The sequence below is a fragment of the Bradyrhizobium sp. 14AA genome (genome assembly GCF_054185205.1).
On record NZ_JAVAYM010000015.1, the window covers coordinates 90,167 to 108,244 of the forward strand.

Annotated in this window: 19 protein-coding genes and 1 pseudogene; 5 read left to right on the plus strand and 15 right to left on the minus strand. The window is 63.9% G+C overall.

All coding sequences use genetic code 11. The annotated features are described in order from the left end of the window. Positions 1-10: 10 nt before the first annotated feature. The 9 genes from RAD15_RS25370 to RAD15_RS25410 all read right to left on the minus strand — a co-directional run bounded on the left by RAD15_RS25370 (position 11) and on the right by RAD15_RS25410 (position 9,804). Positions 11-988, minus strand: coding sequence for a TRAP transporter substrate-binding protein (locus RAD15_RS25370; RefSeq protein ID WP_458180921.1), 978 nt, complete (start codon positions 986-988; stop codon positions 11-13). A 27-nt stretch (positions 989-1,015) separates the two neighbouring features. After that, complete coding sequence (locus RAD15_RS25375) at positions 1,016-2,329, minus strand: TRAP transporter large permease (RefSeq protein ID WP_458180922.1); 1,314 nt, start codon at positions 2,327-2,329, stop codon at positions 1,016-1,018. A gap of 2 nt (positions 2,330-2,331) precedes the next feature. Beyond that, complete coding sequence (locus RAD15_RS25380; RefSeq protein WP_458180923.1) at positions 2,332-2,919, minus strand: TRAP transporter small permease; 588 nt, start codon at positions 2,917-2,919, stop codon at positions 2,332-2,334. 165 nt (positions 2,920-3,084) lie between these two features. After that, positions 3,085-3,882: an MBL fold metallo-hydrolase gene (locus RAD15_RS25385; protein WP_458180924.1), complete on the minus strand. Its 798-nt coding sequence runs from the start codon at positions 3,880-3,882 to the stop codon at positions 3,085-3,087. A 13-nt stretch (positions 3,883-3,895) separates the two neighbouring features. Continuing rightward, complete coding sequence (locus tag RAD15_RS25390) at positions 3,896-4,672, minus strand: TatD family hydrolase (RefSeq protein ID WP_458180925.1); 777 nt, start codon at positions 4,670-4,672, stop codon at positions 3,896-3,898. Between the two features lie 12 nt (positions 4,673-4,684). Beyond that, entirely contained in the window at positions 4,685-6,700 is a 2,016-nt protein-coding gene (metG, locus tag RAD15_RS25395) for a methionine--tRNA ligase (protein ID WP_458180926.1), read from the minus strand. Positions 6,701-6,809: 109 nt separating this feature from the next. Beyond that, a complete protein-coding gene (locus RAD15_RS25400) occupies positions 6,810-7,856 on the minus strand; it encodes a DNA polymerase III subunit delta' (RefSeq protein WP_458180927.1) in 1,047 nt (348 codons plus the stop codon). Then, positions 7,853-8,539 carry a dTMP kinase gene (gene tmk / locus RAD15_RS25405; RefSeq protein ID WP_458180928.1) on the minus strand — a complete coding sequence of 229 codons (687 nt, stop codon included), beginning with the start codon at positions 8,537-8,539 and terminating at the stop codon, positions 7,853-7,855. Before tmk ends, RAD15_RS25400 begins: the two co-directional genes overlap by 4 nt. A gap of 2 nt (positions 8,540-8,541) precedes the next feature. Continuing rightward, positions 8,542-9,804: a D-alanyl-D-alanine carboxypeptidase family protein gene (locus tag RAD15_RS25410; protein ID WP_458180929.1), complete on the minus strand. Its 1,263-nt coding sequence runs from the start codon at positions 9,802-9,804 to the stop codon at positions 8,542-8,544. A gap of 152 nt (positions 9,805-9,956) precedes the next feature. Between RAD15_RS25410 and RAD15_RS25415 the strand changes: the two genes are divergently transcribed. Then, positions 9,957-10,913, plus strand: coding sequence for an alpha/beta fold hydrolase (locus RAD15_RS25415; protein ID WP_458180930.1), 957 nt, complete (start codon positions 9,957-9,959; stop codon positions 10,911-10,913). Here the strand turns inward: RAD15_RS25415 and RAD15_RS25420 are convergent. Then, positions 10,907-11,833: a septal ring lytic transglycosylase RlpA family protein gene (locus tag RAD15_RS25420; protein ID WP_458180931.1), complete on the minus strand. Its 927-nt coding sequence runs from the start codon at positions 11,831-11,833 to the stop codon at positions 10,907-10,909. The two genes, RAD15_RS25415 and RAD15_RS25420, sit on opposite strands and share 7 nt — an antisense overlap. Positions 11,834-12,635: 802 nt before the next feature. Here RAD15_RS25420 and RAD15_RS25425 point away from each other — a divergent pair. Beyond that, the gene (locus RAD15_RS25425) at positions 12,636-12,764 is read left to right on the plus strand and encodes a hypothetical protein (RefSeq protein ID WP_458180932.1); all 129 of its coding nucleotides are present in this window, start codon (positions 12,636-12,638) and stop codon (positions 12,762-12,764) included. A 25-nt stretch (positions 12,765-12,789) separates the two neighbouring features. Here RAD15_RS25425 and RAD15_RS25430 read toward each other — a convergent pair whose 3' ends face one another. Further along, entirely contained in the window at positions 12,790-13,080 is a 291-nt protein-coding gene (locus RAD15_RS25430) for a hypothetical protein (protein ID WP_458180933.1), read from the minus strand. Positions 13,081-13,242: 162 nt separating this feature from the next. Between RAD15_RS25430 and RAD15_RS25435 the strand changes: the two are divergent. Continuing rightward, positions 13,243-13,816 (plus strand): annotated as a pseudogene (locus RAD15_RS25435) (TIGR00645 family protein). A 20-nt stretch (positions 13,817-13,836) separates the two neighbouring features. On the opposite strand, the gene RAD15_RS25440 reads toward RAD15_RS25435, so the two are convergent. After that, positions 13,837-14,154 (minus strand): DUF1476 domain-containing protein, encoded by a 318-nt coding sequence (locus tag RAD15_RS25440; protein ID WP_458180934.1) that lies wholly within the window; start codon positions 14,152-14,154, stop codon positions 13,837-13,839. Positions 14,155-14,401: 247 nt separating this feature from the next. On the opposite strand from RAD15_RS25440, the gene RAD15_RS25445 reads away from it, so the two are divergent. After that, on the plus strand, positions 14,402-14,626 hold the full coding sequence (locus tag RAD15_RS25445; protein WP_458180935.1) for a hypothetical protein: 225 nt from the start codon (positions 14,402-14,404) through the stop codon (positions 14,624-14,626). 53 nt (positions 14,627-14,679) lie between these two features. On the opposite strand, the gene RAD15_RS25450 is transcribed toward RAD15_RS25445, so the two are convergent. Further along, positions 14,680-14,871 (minus strand): hypothetical protein, encoded by a 192-nt coding sequence (locus tag RAD15_RS25450; RefSeq protein ID WP_458180936.1) that lies wholly within the window; start codon positions 14,869-14,871, stop codon positions 14,680-14,682. A gap of 1,608 nt (positions 14,872-16,479) precedes the next feature. Here RAD15_RS25450 and RAD15_RS25455 point away from each other — a divergent pair. Beyond that, positions 16,480-16,923, plus strand: a complete 444-nt coding sequence (locus tag RAD15_RS25455; RefSeq protein WP_458180937.1) for a hypothetical protein — start codon at positions 16,480-16,482, stop codon at positions 16,921-16,923. A gap of 102 nt (positions 16,924-17,025) precedes the next feature. Here the strand turns inward: RAD15_RS25455 and RAD15_RS25460 are convergent, their stop codons facing one another. Beyond that, on the minus strand, positions 17,026-17,364 hold the full coding sequence (locus tag RAD15_RS25460) for a hypothetical protein (protein WP_458180938.1): 339 nt from the start codon (positions 17,362-17,364) through the stop codon (positions 17,026-17,028). A gap of 213 nt (positions 17,365-17,577) precedes the next feature. Further along, a complete protein-coding gene (locus RAD15_RS25465) occupies positions 17,578-17,883 on the minus strand; it encodes a DUF2934 domain-containing protein (RefSeq protein WP_458180939.1) in 306 nt (101 codons plus the stop codon). Positions 17,884-18,078: the final 195 nt, after the last annotated feature.

Below are 18,078 nucleotides of genomic sequence, written 5' to 3' on the forward strand. Positions count from 1 at the left end.
CTCCCCGCCCTCACATCTTCTTGTAGGCGTCGATCAAGGCCTGGCCGTCGGCACCCGCCTTCTTCAGCCAGTCGGCCGTGAGCTGATCGCCGATCTTCTGGAAGCCGGCCTTCAGCGCCGGGCTGGGCGGCTCGACCGTCATGCCCTTGGCCTTGAGCTGATCGATGTACCAATTGGCCTTCGCTTCCCAGGCCTTCCAGCCGCGCGTCTCCGCGGTGGCGGCGGCCTTGAGGATGGCCTCCTGGGTCGGCTTGTCGAGCGATTCGAACGCGGCCTTGTTCACGAAGGTGTAGTCCTTCGGGATCCAGGCCTGCACGTCATAGAAATATTTCAGCGACTCCCACGCCTTCGAATCGTAGCCGGTGCCGCCCGACGACATGAAGGAATTCACCACGCCGGTCGCGAGCGCCTGCGGCAGCTCGGCGGCCTGGATGGTGACCGACTGGGCGCCGACCAGTTCGCCGATACGCGCCGTCCCGACATTGTAGGCGCGCCATTTCAGGCCCTTCATGTCCTCGATCGAGGCCAGCGGCTTGTTGACGTAGACGCCTTGCGGCGCCCACGGCACGACAAAGAGGAGCTTGAGACCTTGCGCGTCCAGCTTCTTGGAGATGAGGGGCTTTGAGGCCTGATAGAGCTTCATCGCATCCGGAAAGCTGGTCGCGAGGAACGGCACGACGTCGACACCGAAGACCGGATCCTCGTTCTCGTGGATCGACAGCAGCACCTCGCCCATCTGCGCCTGTCCGGTGACGACCGCACGCTTGATGTCGGGCGCCTTGAACAGCGAGGCGCCGGGATGGATCGTGATCTGAAGCTTGCCGGAGGTGGCGGCTTCGACGTCCTTGGCGAAGGCGACCAGATTTTCCGAGTGCGGATTGTCGGCAGGGTACGCTGCCGGCAGATTCCATTTGGTCTGGGCCAAGGTGGGGGTTGCGGCCAGCACGGCGCCGGCGATCAGGCCTGCGCGAATGAGACGGGATTTCATCGGACTTCTCCTCACGGTCGAATTAGATCAGTCGGGGAAAGCAAGCTTGGGCAGAAGCATCACGATCTGCGGGTATTCCGTGATGATGAACACGGCGGCCAGCAGCAACACGAAGAACGGAAACGCAGCCCGCGCGACGGTGAAGGTATCGCGACCGCTCATGTTCTGGAGCACGAACAGGTTGAAGCCCACCGGCGGCGTGATCTGCGCCATCTCGACGTGGATGATGAGATAGACGCCGAACCAGACCAGATCGAGACCCGCCTGCTTCACCATCGGCAGCACGATGACGGCCGTCAGCACGATCATCGAGATGCCGTCGATCAGGCATCCCAGGATGATGTACATGATGCTCAGGTACAGCGCGAGCATGCCGGGGGTGAGCTGCTGCCCCTGGACCCAGGTGGCGAGCGCGGCGGGGATGCCGGTATAGGCCATCGCCGCGGTCGTATAGGCCGCGCCTGCCAGGATCAGCATGATCATGCAGGTCAGGCGCGTCGCGCTCATGATGCTTTCGAGGAAGTTCTTGCGCGTGAGCGTGCCGCTCCACCACGCCAACAGCAGCGCGCCGGTGACACCCCAGGCCGCGCATTCGGTTGCGGTCGCAAAGCCGAGGACGAGCGAGAGGAAGACCGCGAGGATCAGCAGCAGGCACGGTACGAGCTTGGCGGACTCCTGGAGCTTTCGGCGAAACGGCATCGGCGGATCGCGCGGAGGAATCTTGCTGGGGTTCAGCAGCGACCAGATGATGATGTAGCCGGAATAGAGCACCATCACGAGCACACCCGGCAGGAAGCCGCCGAGGAACACCTGAAGCACGGAGACGTTCGCGGTGACCGCGTAGACGACCATCGGGATTGAGGGCGGGATCAACAGACCGAGCGTGCCGGAGCCTGCAAGCGACCCGAGGCTCAGGCCCTTGTCATAGCCGCGCTTGTCGAGCTCGGGCAGCGCGATCTTGCCGATGGTCGCGCAGGTCGCCGCCGAAGACCCCGACACCGCCGCGAAGATGCCGCAGCCGATCACGTTCACATGCGTCAGCCGTCCGGGCAGCCACTGGACCCATGGCGACAGCCCTCGGAACATCTCTTCCGACAATTTGGTGCGGAACAGGATTTCGCCCATCCAGATGAACAGCGGCAACGCGGCCAGTGTCCAGGACGAGCTTGCGCTCCAGGTGGTCGTCGCAAGCACCGAGCCGAGCGGCAGGCTCGTGGTCAGCGCCATCGCCACGAAGCCGACGAGCCCGAGCGACACCGCGATCCAGACGCCGCTTCCCAGTAGCAGGATCATGACGCCGAGCAGGATGAAGGAGAGCTCGATCATGCCGAGATTGGCCATGGTCAACCTCCGCCGCCCTGCGAGATGCGCTCGACGAACTCTTCCGGCGTCTCGTCGGGGGAGCCCTTCTCGTAGCTCGGCCGGTTACCGCCGATGACATTGATCATCTCGTCGATCAACGCGATCGACAGGATCACGAGGCCGCCGGCAAAGCCGAGCTGGGGAATCCAGAGCGGAAGCGCGACGACGCCCTGCGCCACGTCGTTGAAGCGCCAGGAGTCGTACGTCATCTGCAACGCGTGCCGGGTGAAGTAGAGAATGAAGGCGGCTGCGATTGCGAGCGCCACGATTTCCGCGACCTGCTTGGTCCGACCGTGCAGGCGCTCCAGCAGCAGGCCGACGCGGATCATCTCGCCGCGCTTGAAGGTGTGCGCGAGGCCGAGAAACGCCATCGCCGCCATGCACCAGGATGCGAAATCGTCGCCAGCCGGGATGTTGAGCGCAAACTGCCGCCCGACCGACATCACCATCATGATGGCGAAGATCGCAACCAGAAAGGCGCCGGCCGCAATGCCCGAGCCAAGGTAAAGCAAATCCAGAGCGCGTCGGACCAGTCCAACAGCCTCTACGTCGTCGCCGTCCACTGCCACGCGGCCCCCGTCCTCATCCTGCGGCACAACCAAGCCCGGCGCTATGCTGGCCTTGCCTGATTATCGCTCCCTGCCAACGCCTGTCTTTGAGACGTTAGACCAACACGATGGGGCTCGCGAAAGCAAGGAGCATGCCGGCCTGCGGCAAATTTCCACTGGATAGGCTCAGTGCGTCTCCAGCCGCAACCCGTCATAGGCCGGCACCACGCCTGATGGCAGCGACTGCCGGATGACCTCGTAATCGACATCGGCCGTCATGTTGGTGATGACGGCGCGCTTCGGCCTGAAGCGCGCGATCCAGGACAGCGCGTCGTTGATGCTGAAATGGCTGACATGGCCGGTGTAGCGCAGGCCATCGACGACCCAGAGATCCAGATTTTCCAGCGCGCCCCAGCTCTCGCGCGGGATGTCGTTGAGGTCGGGCGTGTAGGCGGCATCCCCGATGCGATAGCCGAGCGCGGGAATGGCGCCGTGCTGCACCAGGAAGGCCGTCATCGTGACGGCACCGCCCTTCCCCAGAATGGTCCGGCTTTCGCCGGCCTCGATCGAGTGCCGGGTCAGGATCGGCGGATAGTCGCTGCCCTCCGGCGAGATGAAGCAATAGGAGAACCGCGCCATGATGTCCTTGGCGGTCGACTGGTTGAAGTAGGTCGGGATACGTTTGCGCATGTGCATCACGACCGAGCGCAGGTCGTCCATGCCGTGGGTCTGGTCGGCGTGCTCGTGGGTCAGGAACACTGCGTCGATATGGTCGACGTTGGTCGACAGCAATTGCTCGCGTAGGTCCGGCGAGGTGTCGATGACGATGCGCGTGGTGCCGTGCTCGGACGTCCGTTCGACCAGCAGCGAGCAGCGGCGACGCCGGTTCTTGGGATTGTTGGGATCGCAGGCGCCCCAGCCGAGTGCCGGGCGCGGCACACCGGCGGAGGAGCCGCAGCCCAGGATCGTCAGCGTCAACGTCATGCGGCCCCCAACCTCAAGCTTTCACCCTGGAGAACAGGCAAAAGAAGTTTTCGGTGGTCTGGCGCGAAATCTCGTCAAACGATACGCCGCGCGTCTCGGCGAGGACCTTGGCGACCTCGACCACATAGGCCGGCTCGTTGCGCTTGCCGCGGAACTTGCCGGGCGCAAGGTAGGGTGAGTCTGTTTCAACCAGAATACGATCTGACGGCAATTCGGCCGCGAGCGCACGCAAGGAGTCCGACTTCTTGAAGGTCAGGATGCCCGTGAAGCCGATATGAAGCCCGAGCGACACTGCCTTCAGCGCCAGCTCGCGCCCCCCGGTGTAACAATGCAGCACGGCGCGAAACGATCCGCGGGCCGCCTCCTCTTCCAGGATGCGGGCGCAATCCTCGTCGGCCTCGCGGGTGTGGATCACCAGCGGCAGGCCGGTGGCGCGGGCGGCCGCGATGTGGGCCCGAAAGCCCCTCGCCTGCGCTTCCGGCGAGCCGTTGTCGTAGAAATAGTCGAGGCCGGCTTCGCCGAGCGCGACGACCTTGGGATGCTGCGTCAGCGCGATCAGCTCGTCCGGCGCGATGCCGTCCTCCTCATCCGCGTTGTGCGGATGGGTGCCGACCGAGCAATAGACATCGTCGTACCGCTCGGCGATCGCCAGAAGCTGGTTCAGCTTTCGCACCCGCGTCGAGATGGTGACCATGCGGCCAATGCCGGCCGCACGCGCACGCGACACGATCCCGTCGAGATCTTCCGCAAAGTCCGGAAAATCCAGATGGCAATGACTGTCGACCAGCATCGTCGGAATGCCTCAGGCCGCCGGCTCGATATAGCGCGGGAACGCCGGGGTCGGCGCCGGCAGCGTCGAGCCCGGTGCGATACGCTTCTCGCCGCCGAGCATGGCGAAGTTGCGTTCGCCTTGCGGGATGCCGAGGCTGTCGAGCAGCAATCCCGAGGCGGTCGGCATCGCGGGCTGGGCCAGGATCGCGATCTGGCGCACGACTTCGGCGGTGACATAGAGCACCGTCTTCTGTCGCGCCGGGTCGGTCTTGGCGAGGGCCCACGGCGCCTCGCCTGCGAAATAGCGGTTGGCCTCCGCGACGACGGCCCACACGGCGTTGAGCCAGTGATGGATCTGCTGCGTCGCCATGGCCTCGCGGGAGGCCGCGATCATACCGTCGGCCATCGCCAGGATCGCCTTGTCGTTGTCGCTGAACTCGCCGGGCTCCGGCAGCACGCCGCCGAGTTGCTTGGCGATCATCGACAGCGAGCGCTGCGCGAGGTTGCCGAGATCGTTGGCGAGGTCGGCGTTGATGCGGGCGACGATGGCCTCGTGATTGTAGTTGCCGTCCTGTCCGAACGGCACCTCGCGCAGGAAGAAATAGCGCATCTGGTCGACGCCGTACTGGTCGGCGAGGTTGAAGGGATCGACGACATTGCCGACCGACTTCGACATCTTCTCGCCCCTGTTGAACAGGAAGCCATGCGCGTAGACCCGCTTCTGCACGGGAATACCGGCCGACATCAGGAACGCGGGCCAGTACACTGCATGGAATCGGATGATGTCCTTGCCGATGATGTGCACGTCCGCAGGCCAGTAGCGCCAGTTCTGGTCGCTCTCGTCGGGGAAGCCGACGCCGGTGATGTAGTTGGTCAGCGCGTCGACCCAGACATACATCACGTGCTCTTCGTCGCCGGGCACTTTCACGCCCCAGTCAAAGGTGGTGCGCGAGATCGAGAGATCGCGCAGGCCGCTCCTGACGAAGCTCACCACCTCGTTCTTGCGGGAGTCCGGTCCGATGAAATCCGGCTTCGTCTCGTAGAGCTTGAGCAGCTTGTCCTGATAGGCCGACAGGCGGAAGAAATAGCTCTTCTCCTCGACCCATTCGACCGGCGTGCCCTGCGGACCGAGGCGCACGCCGTCGTCATTCACGCGCGTCTCGTCCTCGGCGTAATAGGCTTCGTCGCGCACCGAGTACCAGCCGGCATAGGTGTCGGCATAGATATCACCGTTCGCTTCCATGCGCCGCCAGATCTCCTGGGTCGAGCGATGGTGCTGCTCCTCGGTGGTGCGGATGAAACGGTCGAACGATACGTTCAGACGCTCGTCCATCTCCTTGAAGCGGCCGGCATTGCGGGTCGCGAGCGCGGACGGGGTCAGCCCCTCATTCTGCGCGGTCTGGACCATCTTCAAGCCGTGCTCGTCGGTGCCGGTCAGGAAGAACACATCCTTGCCGTCGAGCCGCGCGAAGCGCGCCAGCACGTCGGTCGCGATCGCCTCATAGGCGTGACCGATATGCGGGCTGCCGTTCGGATAGGCGATGGCGGTCGTGATGTAGAAGACGTTGTCGCGCACAGGAACGGCAGCGGGTGCTGCGGCTTGCGGAGTTGCAACGGGCTTCGGCGCAGGCGGCGCCTTGGGTTTGGACACCTTGGGCTTCACAGCCTTGGGCTGCGCGGCCTTGGGCGGGGTGACGACAGGAGCTGGCGCGACGGTCACGGCGGGCGCGACCACCTTCGCCTTTTTGACCACCTTCTTCGCCGGAGCTTTGGTGCTCGCCGGAGACTTGGCTGGCTTTTTTTTGGCCGCCTTCTTCGCTACCTTCTTGGCGACGACCTGCTTCTTCGCAGCCTTCTTGCCGGCCTTCTTTGCCGTCTTCGCAGCGCTCTTCTTCACGCCCTTCTTGGCGGCAGCCTTCTTGGTCTTCTTGACCTTCTTGGCAGCCTTGCGCGCAGGCGCGTTCACAGCCTTCTTCGTGGCTTTCTTGGCGGCCTTCTTCGCAGCCTTCTTCTTGCCCTTGGCGGTTTTCTTAGCTCGCGTTGCCACGACGAATTCCTTTACCGGCTTCTCGAAATTTGGAAACGAACCTGCGTTAGGTTGTTGTTTTGCGCATGATCATCCCGGAAAACCGCTCCGCACTTTTCCGGGTCATGCTCTAGCGCGTTGCGTCCGCCAGCCAGCCGAACACCGAGAAAACCAAGGGCTTTCGCTCCAGATTGAAGGTTTCGGTGTCGCGCGCGGCGCGGACGATCTTTTCCCATACCTCAGCTAGGCGCGCAAGGCGCGGCAGGTTCTGGTTGGCGCTGGCCTCGTCCGCATGCAGGCGTTCCGCGATCCAGCGGTCGATGCCGTCGATGAAGGCGGCAAGCGCGACGCGGTCGCTGGTGGGAAGCGAATCGCCGAGCGTGTGCAATTCGCGCGGATCGACCTGCGGCAGCCGCGCGAGCATCGCCGCCGTGCGCTGCTGAAGCTTCAGGGCATCGCCGCCGAGCAGCGTCAGCGCCCGCGCGACGCTTCCCTCCGAGGCCTCCGCGGCCTCGCGCAGCGCCGGGTCGTTCGGATCAAGATCGGCGGCCGAAGCCGCCGCGGCAATCACGTCATCCGTGGCGAGCGGGCGAAGGCGCAGCTTGCGGCAACGTGACTGGATCGTGGCGAGCACGCGCGCGGGCGCGTGGCTCACCAGAAGGAACAGCGATTGCTGTGGCGGTTCCTCCAAAATCTTCAGCAGCGCATTGGCTGCATTCGGGTTGAGCTCGTCGACGGTGTCGACGATGCAGACGCGCCAGCCTTCCGCCGCCGCGGTCGAGCCAAAGAACGAGATCGTCTCGCGCGTCTCATCCACTGTGATCACCGTGCGCATCACGCCACGGTCATTGGCGGTGCGCTCCAGCGTCAACAGGCCGCCATGCGAGCTCGCAGCAACCTGCCGCGCCACGGCGTCGTCAGGATCGGTCGCGAGGTGTTCGGCGCGCTGCACGAAAGGCGCCCGAGGCTGGCCGTGGGCGAGCACGAAGCGCGCCATGCGATAGGCCAGCGTCGCCTTGCCGATGCCCTGGGGCCCGCCGATCAGCCAGGCGTGCGGGATGCGTCCGCTGCGATAGGCCGTCAGCAGCGCGGTCTCGGCCTCGCGATGACCGAACAGCATCGATGTCTCGCGCGGATGCGGAATGGCGGTTTCACGCTCCGTCTGACGCGGGCTCATGCCGAAATCACCGAGGCCGGTGTGGGAAGGAGACGTTCGCGCAGCGCGGTCCAGACCCGCCCGGCAACCGTGTCGGGATCCGAATTGGCGTCGATCAGCACGCAGCGGCCGGGCTCGTCCGCCGCGATCTTGCGATAGGCCTCGCGCAGGCCCTGGTGGAAGCTGAGCTTCTCGCTCTCGAACCTGTCGGGCGTGCCGTTGCCGCGACGCGTCGCGGCGCGTTGCAGGCCGATCTCGACCGGCAGGTCGAGGATGATGGTGAGGTCCGGCTTGAGATCGCCGATCGTGACCCGCTGCATCGCGTTGATGAGTCCGATCGGGACGCGGCCGAGGCTGCCCTGATAGGCCCGCGTCGAGTCGGCGAACCGGTCGCACAGCACCCAGGCGCCCTTGGTGAGCGCAGGCTCGATCACGGTGCGGACGTGGTCGTCGCGGGCAGCGGCAAACAGCAGGGTCTCGGCCTCGGGCCCGAGCAGCTTGCCCATGCCCGACAGCACCAGATGGCGCATGATCTCGGCCCCAGGCGAGCCGCCCGGCTCGCGCGTGACGAGGATGCGCATCCTTGCGGCCTTGAGGCGGTCAGCGAGCTTCTTGATCTGGGTGGACTTGCCCGTCCCCTCGCCGCCCTCAAAGGTGATGAAGCGTCCGCGTCCGGACGGCCACTGTACCGCGCTCTCACTCATGATCAGAGCTTCTCGGCGCCTGCGCGGAACATGCCGATCACGAGCTCGCTGGCGCCGTCGATCGCGCGGCGCATGGTCGAGCCGGTGCCGATCGCCTCCGCCGCATACACCGGCGTTTCCACCGCGATGTTGCCGCTGCGCCAGACCTTGACCACGCCGACCCGTTGGCCCGCCTCGACCGGCGCACGCACCGGACCGCTATAGACGACACGCGCGATCAGCTTGTCGCTGCCGTTCTTGTGCACCATCACTTTCACCGGCGTCTTGGCGACGAGCTTCACCGAGCGGCTCTCGCCGCCGAACACCTTGGCGTAGCCGACCTGCTGGTCGGCCGCGATCAGCGTGCGGGTCTCGAAATTGCGAAAGCCCCATTCCAGCATCTTCTTGGCTTCCGTGGCGCGATCCTCGGGATCTTCCAATCCGTTGACGACGACGATCAGCCTCGTGCCGTTCTGCACGGCCGAGCCGACCATGCCGTAGCCGCCTTCCTTGGTATAGCCGGTCTTCAGACCGTCCGCGCCTTCCATCGAATTGAGCAGCGGATTGCGGTTGGGCTGGCGGATCTTATTCCAAGTGTACTCCTTCTCGCCGAACAGTTTGTAGAATTCGGGGAAGTCGAGAATGATGTGCCGGGCGAGGATGCCGAGCTCCCGCACGGTCATCTTGTTGCCGGGATCGGGCAGGCCGTTGGAGTTGCCGAAGGTCGACTTGGTCATGCCGAGTTCGCGGGCGCGCTTGGTCATGAAGTCGGCTGCGAAAATCCGCTCGTTGCCGGCCATGGCCTCGGCGAGTGCGATGCAGGCATCGTTGCCGCTCTGGATGATCGCGCCGTGCAGGAGATCGTCGACCGAAACCTTGCTGTTGATGGCGGCGAACATGGTCGAGCCGCCCGAAGGCGCCCCGCCCTTGCGCCAGGCGTTCTCGCTGATCCGGTACTCGTCCGTGAGCTTGATGTCGCCCTTCTTGATGGCGTTGAAGACGACCTCCGCGGTCATCAGCTTCATCATGCTGGAGGGTGCACGCAGCTCGTCGGCGTTCTTCTCGAACAGCACGCTGCCGCTGGAGGCCTCGATCAGGATCGCGGTGGGCGCATCGCCGTCGAAGCCGGCTTCTTCCGTCTTCTTGGCACCCTGGACGCTCTGGTTGGCGGCGTAGAGCGCCCCGCTCCAGCCGATGCCGGCCACCACGGCCGCTGCGATCAGCCCGCGCGCCAGCGCTCCGGCAGTGAACCGGGGGCGACGGAGCGGAAAAAGAGGAAATGCCATGGCCAAGCCCTGAGAGAGGCGTTCTAACAGCTGGAACTGGCGCGAACAACACGCGGTTGGACGCCTGTCCCGAGATTGCACGATTCTCGTCACGCCCCTATCGTGACACCTCATGTTTCCAGACCAAATCCCTGAAACAAGGCGGAAAAGCGATGTCCTCCACCCGCGTGATCAAGGCCAACGGGATCGATCTCTTCGTCCGCGAAGCCGGTCACGGTCCGCTGGTGGTGCTGTGCCATGGCTGGCCGGAGCTCTCCTACTCCTGGCGCCACCAGATCCCCGCGCTGGCGGATGCCGGGTTTCACGTCGTCGCCCCCGACATGCGCGGCTACGGTCAGAGCTCAGCCCCGCCGGACGCTGCGGCCTATTCGATCTTCGACACGGTCGGTGACGTCGTCGGCCTGGTGCAGGCGCTCGGCGAGACCAGGGCGATGGTGGTCGGCCACGACTGGGGCGCGCCGGTCGCCTGGCATGCGGCGCTGTTCCGGCCCGACATCTTCACGGCCGTCGCGGGCCTGAGCGTGCCACCGCCGTTCCGCGGCCGCGGCAAGCCGCTCGATCTGCTGCGCCAGGGCGGCGTCACCAATTTCTACTGGCAGTATTTCCAGGCCCCCGGCGTTGCCGAAGCCGAGCTCGAGCGCGACGTTGCCCGCACCATGCGCATCGTGCTCGGTGGACGCGGCCTTGCCGATCCCTCCGCCGCCCTGTTCGTCCAGGAGGGCAAAGGCTTTCTCGAACACGCGACCGCCGAGGAACCGCTGCCGGCCTGGCTCAGCGAGACCGACCTCGCCTATTTCACCGAGACGTTCCGCAAGTCCGGCTTCCGCGGCGGGCTGAACTGGTACCGCAACCTCGACCGCAACTGGGAACTGACGGCGCCCTGGCAGGATGCGAAGATCCATCAGCCGTCGTTGTTCATTGCCGGTTCGAAAGACGCCGTCATCACCGGCCTGATCGGAGCCAAGCGCGTCAACGAGCTCGAGCGTGTCCTGCCCAATCTCCAGCGCAAGCTGATCATCGAGGGCGCCGGACATTGGGTGCAGCAGGAGCGACCCGACGAGGTGAACGCTGCGCTGGTGAAGTTCTTGAAGGAGCGCGCGGCTCAGTAGAGGCCGCGGCCGCTCAGGATGCTGCGGGCCTCGGCGGCGCCGTCGGCCGACGACGGAGCGCTCTCGGCGGCATAGCGGCCGTCCTCGTCATACGAGACGGCGCGGGCGTTCTGGAGCGCCCGGCCCCGGCTGCGGCTCGAGGCCGACATTTCCGAGGTCGCATTGAGCGAGGCCATGTCGGCGGACGTGTTGCCGAGATTGTAGGGCCGTCCCTCCGGCATCGGGACCTCGCCGCGAATGGCGCCGCGGTTCGAGGACGGCAGCTCCGGCACGAACGGCCGTGCCGAGGCGACCCGGACCATCGAGGGCGACGGCGCCGGAATCCCGGTGCGCAGGGTCGCCATCAGCTGGCGGTCGTCGGAGCCTTCGAGCGGGGCACGGCCAACATATTCGACGCGGACCTTGGCGACGCCATTGCCTTTGAATTCAAGCAGTTCGGCGGCTTTGTTCGAGACGTCGATGAGCCGGTTGCCGTGATAGGGCCCGCGGTCATTGACGCGGACGATCAGCGACTTGCCGTTCGAGACATTGGTCACCCGCGCATAGGACGGCATCGGCAGGGTCGGATGCGCCGCGGTCAGCGAGCCCATGTCGAACACTTCGCCGTTGGCGGTCAGGCGGCCGTGGAAATCATCGCCGTACCAGGACGCCATGCCTTCGGCACGGTAGTTGACGTCTTCCTCCGGCACATAGGTCCGGCCGGCCACCACATAGGGCTTGCCGACGCGGTAGGTGCCGCCGCCCTTCGGGACCGGATCCCCCAGGGCCACGACCCGGGGACTCGAGGACACGCCGTATTTCGGATCGACCCGGCTGGCGAATTTGTTGGAGGAGGCGCAATTGGCGAGCGCGAGGCAGGCCGCGACCGCCGCAACACCGCGCGCGGTCCGCAAAACCGAATCTGACCGTCGGATCCCCATTCGCCCCAAATACCATCTTGCCGGAGGCGTACCCGCTTAGGCCGCGGGGAATCGCTGTCCGGTCCTTTGCTCCGAGGCGGCCCACCACCGCGTCGGACGAAGTAACGATAACGCAACCTGAACACGGCGGAAATGGGGAGCCCACAGCCATCGCGCCGGGATGGTAAACGGGACGTTCGTTTCCCCCCGTTGATCTACGGAGCGCGGCTGCCCTGCTCTGTGCCACCGCCGGACATTCTGTTGCGCCAAATCCTCACTCCACCCCCATTGTCGCGCCGCTCACTGGAATTCTTTTGACTGTGCAAGGCCGCCCGCGTTCTCTCGCGTGCAAGGGCGGGATTTGGAATTTAACGATGATCGAGACGGTTTCGGCACTGATGGGTCTGGTAAGCGCGGGGATCTTCCTGGCCCATGCGTTCGAAGGTTACCGCACGAGGGCCTGAAGGCACTCGCGCGAACGGCAAAGCATCACCTCTTTCAAGACGGCGCGTTCGGACAATTTTGATCGATCCGATCGCGCATCGAAGACGAGAGCGGCAGGTGTCCCATGCGCAACCATGACTTCGTATCGGATGGCTTCCTGGCATTGACCGCCGGCGGCTTGGTCCTGCTCTGCTCGAGCCTCGTGGCACTGGCCTTCGGCTGAGCACCACCACCACTTTCCCTTTTTCTAACCACAACTACACCGCGATGCAGCATGCGGCCCGGTCCGCTGTTGCCCTGCTCCCGTTTAGTTGATTGAATTTCTGCATACGGCGCCTCGACCCATTTCAAGAGGCCATCACCAACGAGGGTGACGCAAATGCTTGCCGAGAAATTTTTCCTGGTTCTGGAATCCCTGATCCGCGGCGACCGCACCTATCCCGACGGAAGCCCCCGAATCATCAGCACCTCCGCGCACGTGCCGATGAAGCTGCCGGGCCAAAAATAACCGGTCCATCCACGACGCCTGCCGTTCAGCGTAGTCCCAACAGCGAGCGGCGATAGAAGCTGTCGCGGGCCTCGCCCAGGCAAACGAAGCTGCCGTCAAACCCCTGGCCATAGCGCTTCTGTCGCTTGGCGTAGTAGACGCCCTTCTTGAAATCCAGCCAGACCACCTGGTCATGCGGACAATGGCGCTGCGCCTGCGCTTCGTAGCGAAACGGCGTCAGCGGCGTTGCTGACGCGTCTGCACCGCTGCAGCAAACCAGGATCGCGGCGGCCAGCGCGATCGCACCGGGCCCCTCGCCGAAGCCGCTCCAAGACACTCCCCACCTCCCGATCCACGCCGTCGCACGGACGGACAGCCGGCACGGTAGCACGAAACGCCACGGTCCCTGGAAGGCGACGAGCGCGTCGCGTCTTCCGCCGGCCATCTTGCCGGGTTACATGAAAGCAAGATCATCTCAGCTCGCGAGGATGCAGCCTGAATGTCGGTTGAGCCTGTACCAACCACCGAAGCCCGCCCGCCCTCGCCCCGCCTCGGCGTGCTGCCGATGATCATCTTCGGCTCGCGCTGGCTGCAGCTGCCGCTCTATCTCGGGCTGATCGTCGCGCAATGCGTCTACATCGTGCTGTTCCTGAAGGAGCTCTGGCACCTCTCCTGGCACGCGATCGATCTCACCGAGCAGCAGATCATGATGAGCGTGCTGGCGCTGATCGACGTCGTGATGATCTCCAATCTGCTCGTGATGGTGATCGTCGGCGGCTACGAGACATTCGTCTCGCGGCTCGACCTCCAGGGCCATCCCGACGAGCCGGAATGGCTCGGCCACGTCGAGCGTCCTGAAGATCAAGCTCGCCATGGCCATCATCGGCATCTCGTCGATCGCGCTGCTGCGCACCTTCATCGAGGCCGGCAATCTCGGCTCGAACAGGGCCGGCTTCACCGAGACCGGCGTGATGTGGCAGGTGCTGATCCACATCACCTTCATCGTCTCGGCGCTCGGCATCGCCTACGTCGACAGGATCAGCGATTCCGGAATGCGCAGACATGCCGAGTGAGGCTTAAAGGCCCGCCGTCTTTACTTGTTCGCTTCCAGTTGCTGGATGGCCTGGTGCAGGCATTCCTGAAGCTTGGCTGCGACCTGCTCGCGCGATACGCCCTTCCCGGCGAGATCGCCCGACACCTTGTCCACGACCTCGCTCATCGTCTGGTTCTGCAGATGGTCCGTCACCAGCGCCGTGGCGTAACTCGCTGCCGCATCGCCGCTGAGCCCGAGCTGGCTTGCGGCCCAGAGCCCGAGCAGCTTGTTGGACCGGGCCGTGGCCTTGAAGATGAGTTCCTCGTCGTGGGCGAATTTGGCTTCAAAGCCCTGCTCGCGCTTGTCGAACGTGGTCATGGTCAGCTCCATTGCGTTTTCGCTGATGAGGGTCGCACTGCCTGGGGGCGAACGTCTCCGTGCTTCACGTCAGTTTAGGATCATTTGAAGCTTCCGGCGGAAGGCAAACGGCGTCAAGCCTGCCGATGCGCCGCCGGCCGGCGGCATGGCGCCAGCCCCGCGCCAGCCAGACCGGCTAGGTTGGGATGTTTACCGTTCGTTAACGGGACTCAGCGCCGCATGGCCCGGGGACATCGAGAGCTGACGCATGAACAAAGAGCTGCGGGAGTTTCGACGACTTGAACGGGTCTGCCTGGAGCAGGCCGCCCTGTCCACCCTGGACCTCGCCCGATGCGGGCTGCTCAAGGTCGCCGACGATTGCCGCGTGGCTGCCGAAGCGATCGAGGCACAGTCGCCCCGCGGCGCGCTCGCAGGCGCCGTCCAGGCGCTCAAGCTGGCCTTGAGCGCGACGCGGATGTCCAGCCGGCACTAGCCGCCGGCATCGCGGGATCTGTTCAGAGGGTCGTTGGCGAGGACCGGATCAGGTCACCCCTTCGCTGCCTCCGCTTCACGCGCGAGCCGTTCGGCCTTCAGGCGGTCCTTGTTGGCGTAAAACGCCTTCTGCGCCTCCTCATGATCGCGCATGGCCTTTTCGGCCTCGATCCGGCGTGCCGCATCGCGCGCCTGGCGCTGTTCAGGGGTCAAGGGTTTGCGTCGGAAGGAAAGGTCTTCGGTCATGCGGAGACAACGCAGATGCGGCAAAAGGGTTCCATGGGCCGAACCGGGCGGGCGGCAAGCGCCGACCCGAAATGTCCGCTTATTCAGGACCTTACCGGCGGAAAACCGCCAGGCCCCGGCGCACGATTTCAAGCCGCCGGCCCTGCCCGCAGGCCCTCCCAACAAAATCCCGAAAAACAACCCCATGCACAGTAGCCAAGCCCCGCCGGCACAACGCCTTTTTTCGGAGCCGCGAAAAGCCCGTTTGACGCGTCGGGCAAAACAGTGGCATTCTGCCAACTTCGGAAAATCCGTCGCCCGGGCCAGCGCCCCTCAAAACCGAGGTTCGCAGCGAAGCCGCGTGGGACGAGAGCCGATAACGGTTCGGTGAAGGAAACAACTTGCCTCCCCGCGCGAAGCATCCCGGAAACACAATGTTGCTACTTTTTCCCGGGATTTGGAGGGGGAGATTGAAGATGATTACTCTCAAGCTGATTGCGCTTACTCTCGGTGCCGGCATTGCTGTCTGGATGTATTCGGGCGAGCTCGGCGCCGACGTCGTGCTCGCCATCGTTGCCTGCCTGGCATGATGAGAAGGACCCGCCGGTGCGGGCCGGTGGGTTTTCCGAGGACCTCATTCGGATCGCCGGCCGTATCGTTCGCCGGCACGGTGTGAGCCACGACCTGCCGCAGATCATCGACGCGCGCGGCGAAGTCACTCCGCAAATCGAACTTGATTGGCGCCCGGTCTGAACGCGCGGGATCTCCGCGCGATGTTGTCGCGCGGGTGCCGCGCCGGCCTCAATCTTGTGCAACAGCTTGCCGTTTGGGCACGCGGAAATACACCGGGCAAACTATGCTGCGCCGGTGACCATTTAGCTGAAGGGATTTTCAAGCCATGAGAATTGCTGCCGCAATGTCAATCGTTGTCCTGAGCGCGTCCAACTTTCCGGCCCAAGCGCAAGACTTACCTGAGCACACTGTCCTGGCCTTCAATCTGCCTAGCTGTCCGAAAGGATGGCAGGAGTACACTCCCGCTGCAGGAGCGCTTGTTGCCGGAGTCGGCAACACGTTCCAGCTCGGCGCAAACGGCGTAAGTCCGAGCTTTACCGTCGCAGACGCTGGAGGCGGAGCATCTGCGCCAAAATCAAAAGTGGCGGGCCTTCTGTTCTGCGAGAGAAACAAGAACCGACGCTAGGAAGCGAGACAAATTCCCGCAATTGGGAATGTCGGGTCAGTATGATACTCAAAGCGGGCCGCCGGCTTTTCATCTCAATATCGCCGGCGGCCCAGCTTGAATTCCGCGCCCTTTCAAGGCGAGCGGCGATCAAAACCGCGCATTGCCGAATGCTCCTAATTTCTATTGGCGCCACGCTTGTCCGGGCGGCCGGCGTTCATTTGCTTTGCCTGTGGCTAGCGCGGAGCGAAGGTCAGATCACCGGCGCCATGGCTACCGCGCGAACACGGCCCCGGCCGTTGGGGGGCGTTTGGGGTGTGGAGGCCGGGGCCGTTGGAGCGCTTGGACCTTGGGGAGACCAAGCACTCCGATACTAGGAAAAACCCGCAATCCGTTCTGTTCGCTTCCGAACATTGGCCATACGATTTCTGCTGGGGAATGGAGCAGCTGCAATGAAAGACATGCAGGCCCAGTTGGAAAACTTGCGCACAGGCCAATTCCTTCCGCCCGTTCGGCCTGCTGCCGCTTCAATTCAATCAAAAGCGCCTCTTGCTCCGCAAGCTGCCGTTTCAATCGCGCTTGTAAAGCAGCGTTCCCATGCACGTCGAAAAACGAACGCGATCGATAGCCTCAAAAATGAAACAGCCTCGCCTTCTCCGGGCAGAGAAAGCGAGGCCGCATTCCAGCAGCCGAATAGGGGCTTGAATGGACATCGGCTGCAGCCAGAACCTACCCGATTCTCGGTCGCGCCAATTGCATCTTTTTCCCGACACGACAAGGCGGCGTTTTACGTCCGGATAGCAAAGGGTCCGAACTCAACGGGCGGGGTTGGAGCTCAGGCCAAGTTGCCGGACCAACCAAGGCATGCGCTGGCCCGGGACACCAACATGCTCTAAGGGGCGCGCCCGATGCGATGGGACGATCGTCCTACTCGGATTTGCAAACGTCCGAACTCAGGTGCGCGGATTAGGAAACACCGCGGGGGTTGCTTGCGGCCTCTACGCGCCTGGAGGCAGACGAAGTAGTTCCAGACCGTGCTCGATCACTCGCAGATCCTCAAGAACAAGTTCTTGAGAATGACGCTGATCGATACCGGATGATGAGTGTTGCTTGGCAAGCAATTGGCGCCGAAGTTCTCGCATATCCTCCAGCGCCCGGCGGTTCTTCAAACGCACATATGCAGAGACGATCAAATTAATACTCGATGGCAAAGCTGCCTCCCAATATAACGACTTGAAATAACTACATGTTACGCTCATTCGATTTGAATCCAAGACGCAAAAGGCCCGCACGATACCGGGGGCTTCTCTCACTTTTCCCGGCGTGCGAAGCTCCATGTAAGCGCTTCCAGGCGCTCGGCATCGCCTATCTTTGCCAAGCCTGACGCCTCCTGGCCGGGCTTGCTGAAGCAGGCCTCACGCTCCAGGGGGGCGCGCAGGAGTTGCTGCAGCAGCCGATGTGACGATGTTGAGGGGGCTGGCGGAAGGGGTGTCCGCCTGACAAAGCTGATATCATTACATTTTTTGTTGTTTTTCAAATTCCCCCACGACTTACCCCACGTTGCCACTCGAACGTGTGGGTTGGCAACTTGTGCCCCGTAGAAACTCCCGCTCTGCGCTCAGCCAGAATTCCAGGTCCCTACCCTGGGGCCGCCCCCCGCTCTGCCACAGATCGTAGGCCCGCCTTCTGATCGCTTCTTCACGGGCTGCCGCTTGCAGCCTGCGCAAGCTATCGCCGATCTCATGCGCGAACGCCTGAAGGCGCTGCACGGTCTCTCTATCGGTTATGCGCCGCATAGCCCGATGCGCTAAATCGAGCTGATGCTCAAGGCGCTCAAGTTCGGGCAGATAATCCATGGCTCTACTGTGCACATTCTGAACGCGAGCCGGGTGGCTGTCGCGGAGCAAACAAAAAGCGCCCGTGAGGCGTTCCCGGTTCCCAAAGAACGCCCCGCCTAGCCTCGGGATAAGCACGCCGCGAGCCGTCAGGGTCGTTAACCTTGGAAGGCCCGTTGATCACATGGCCATTTGACCGCCCGCCCTCGCCGCTGG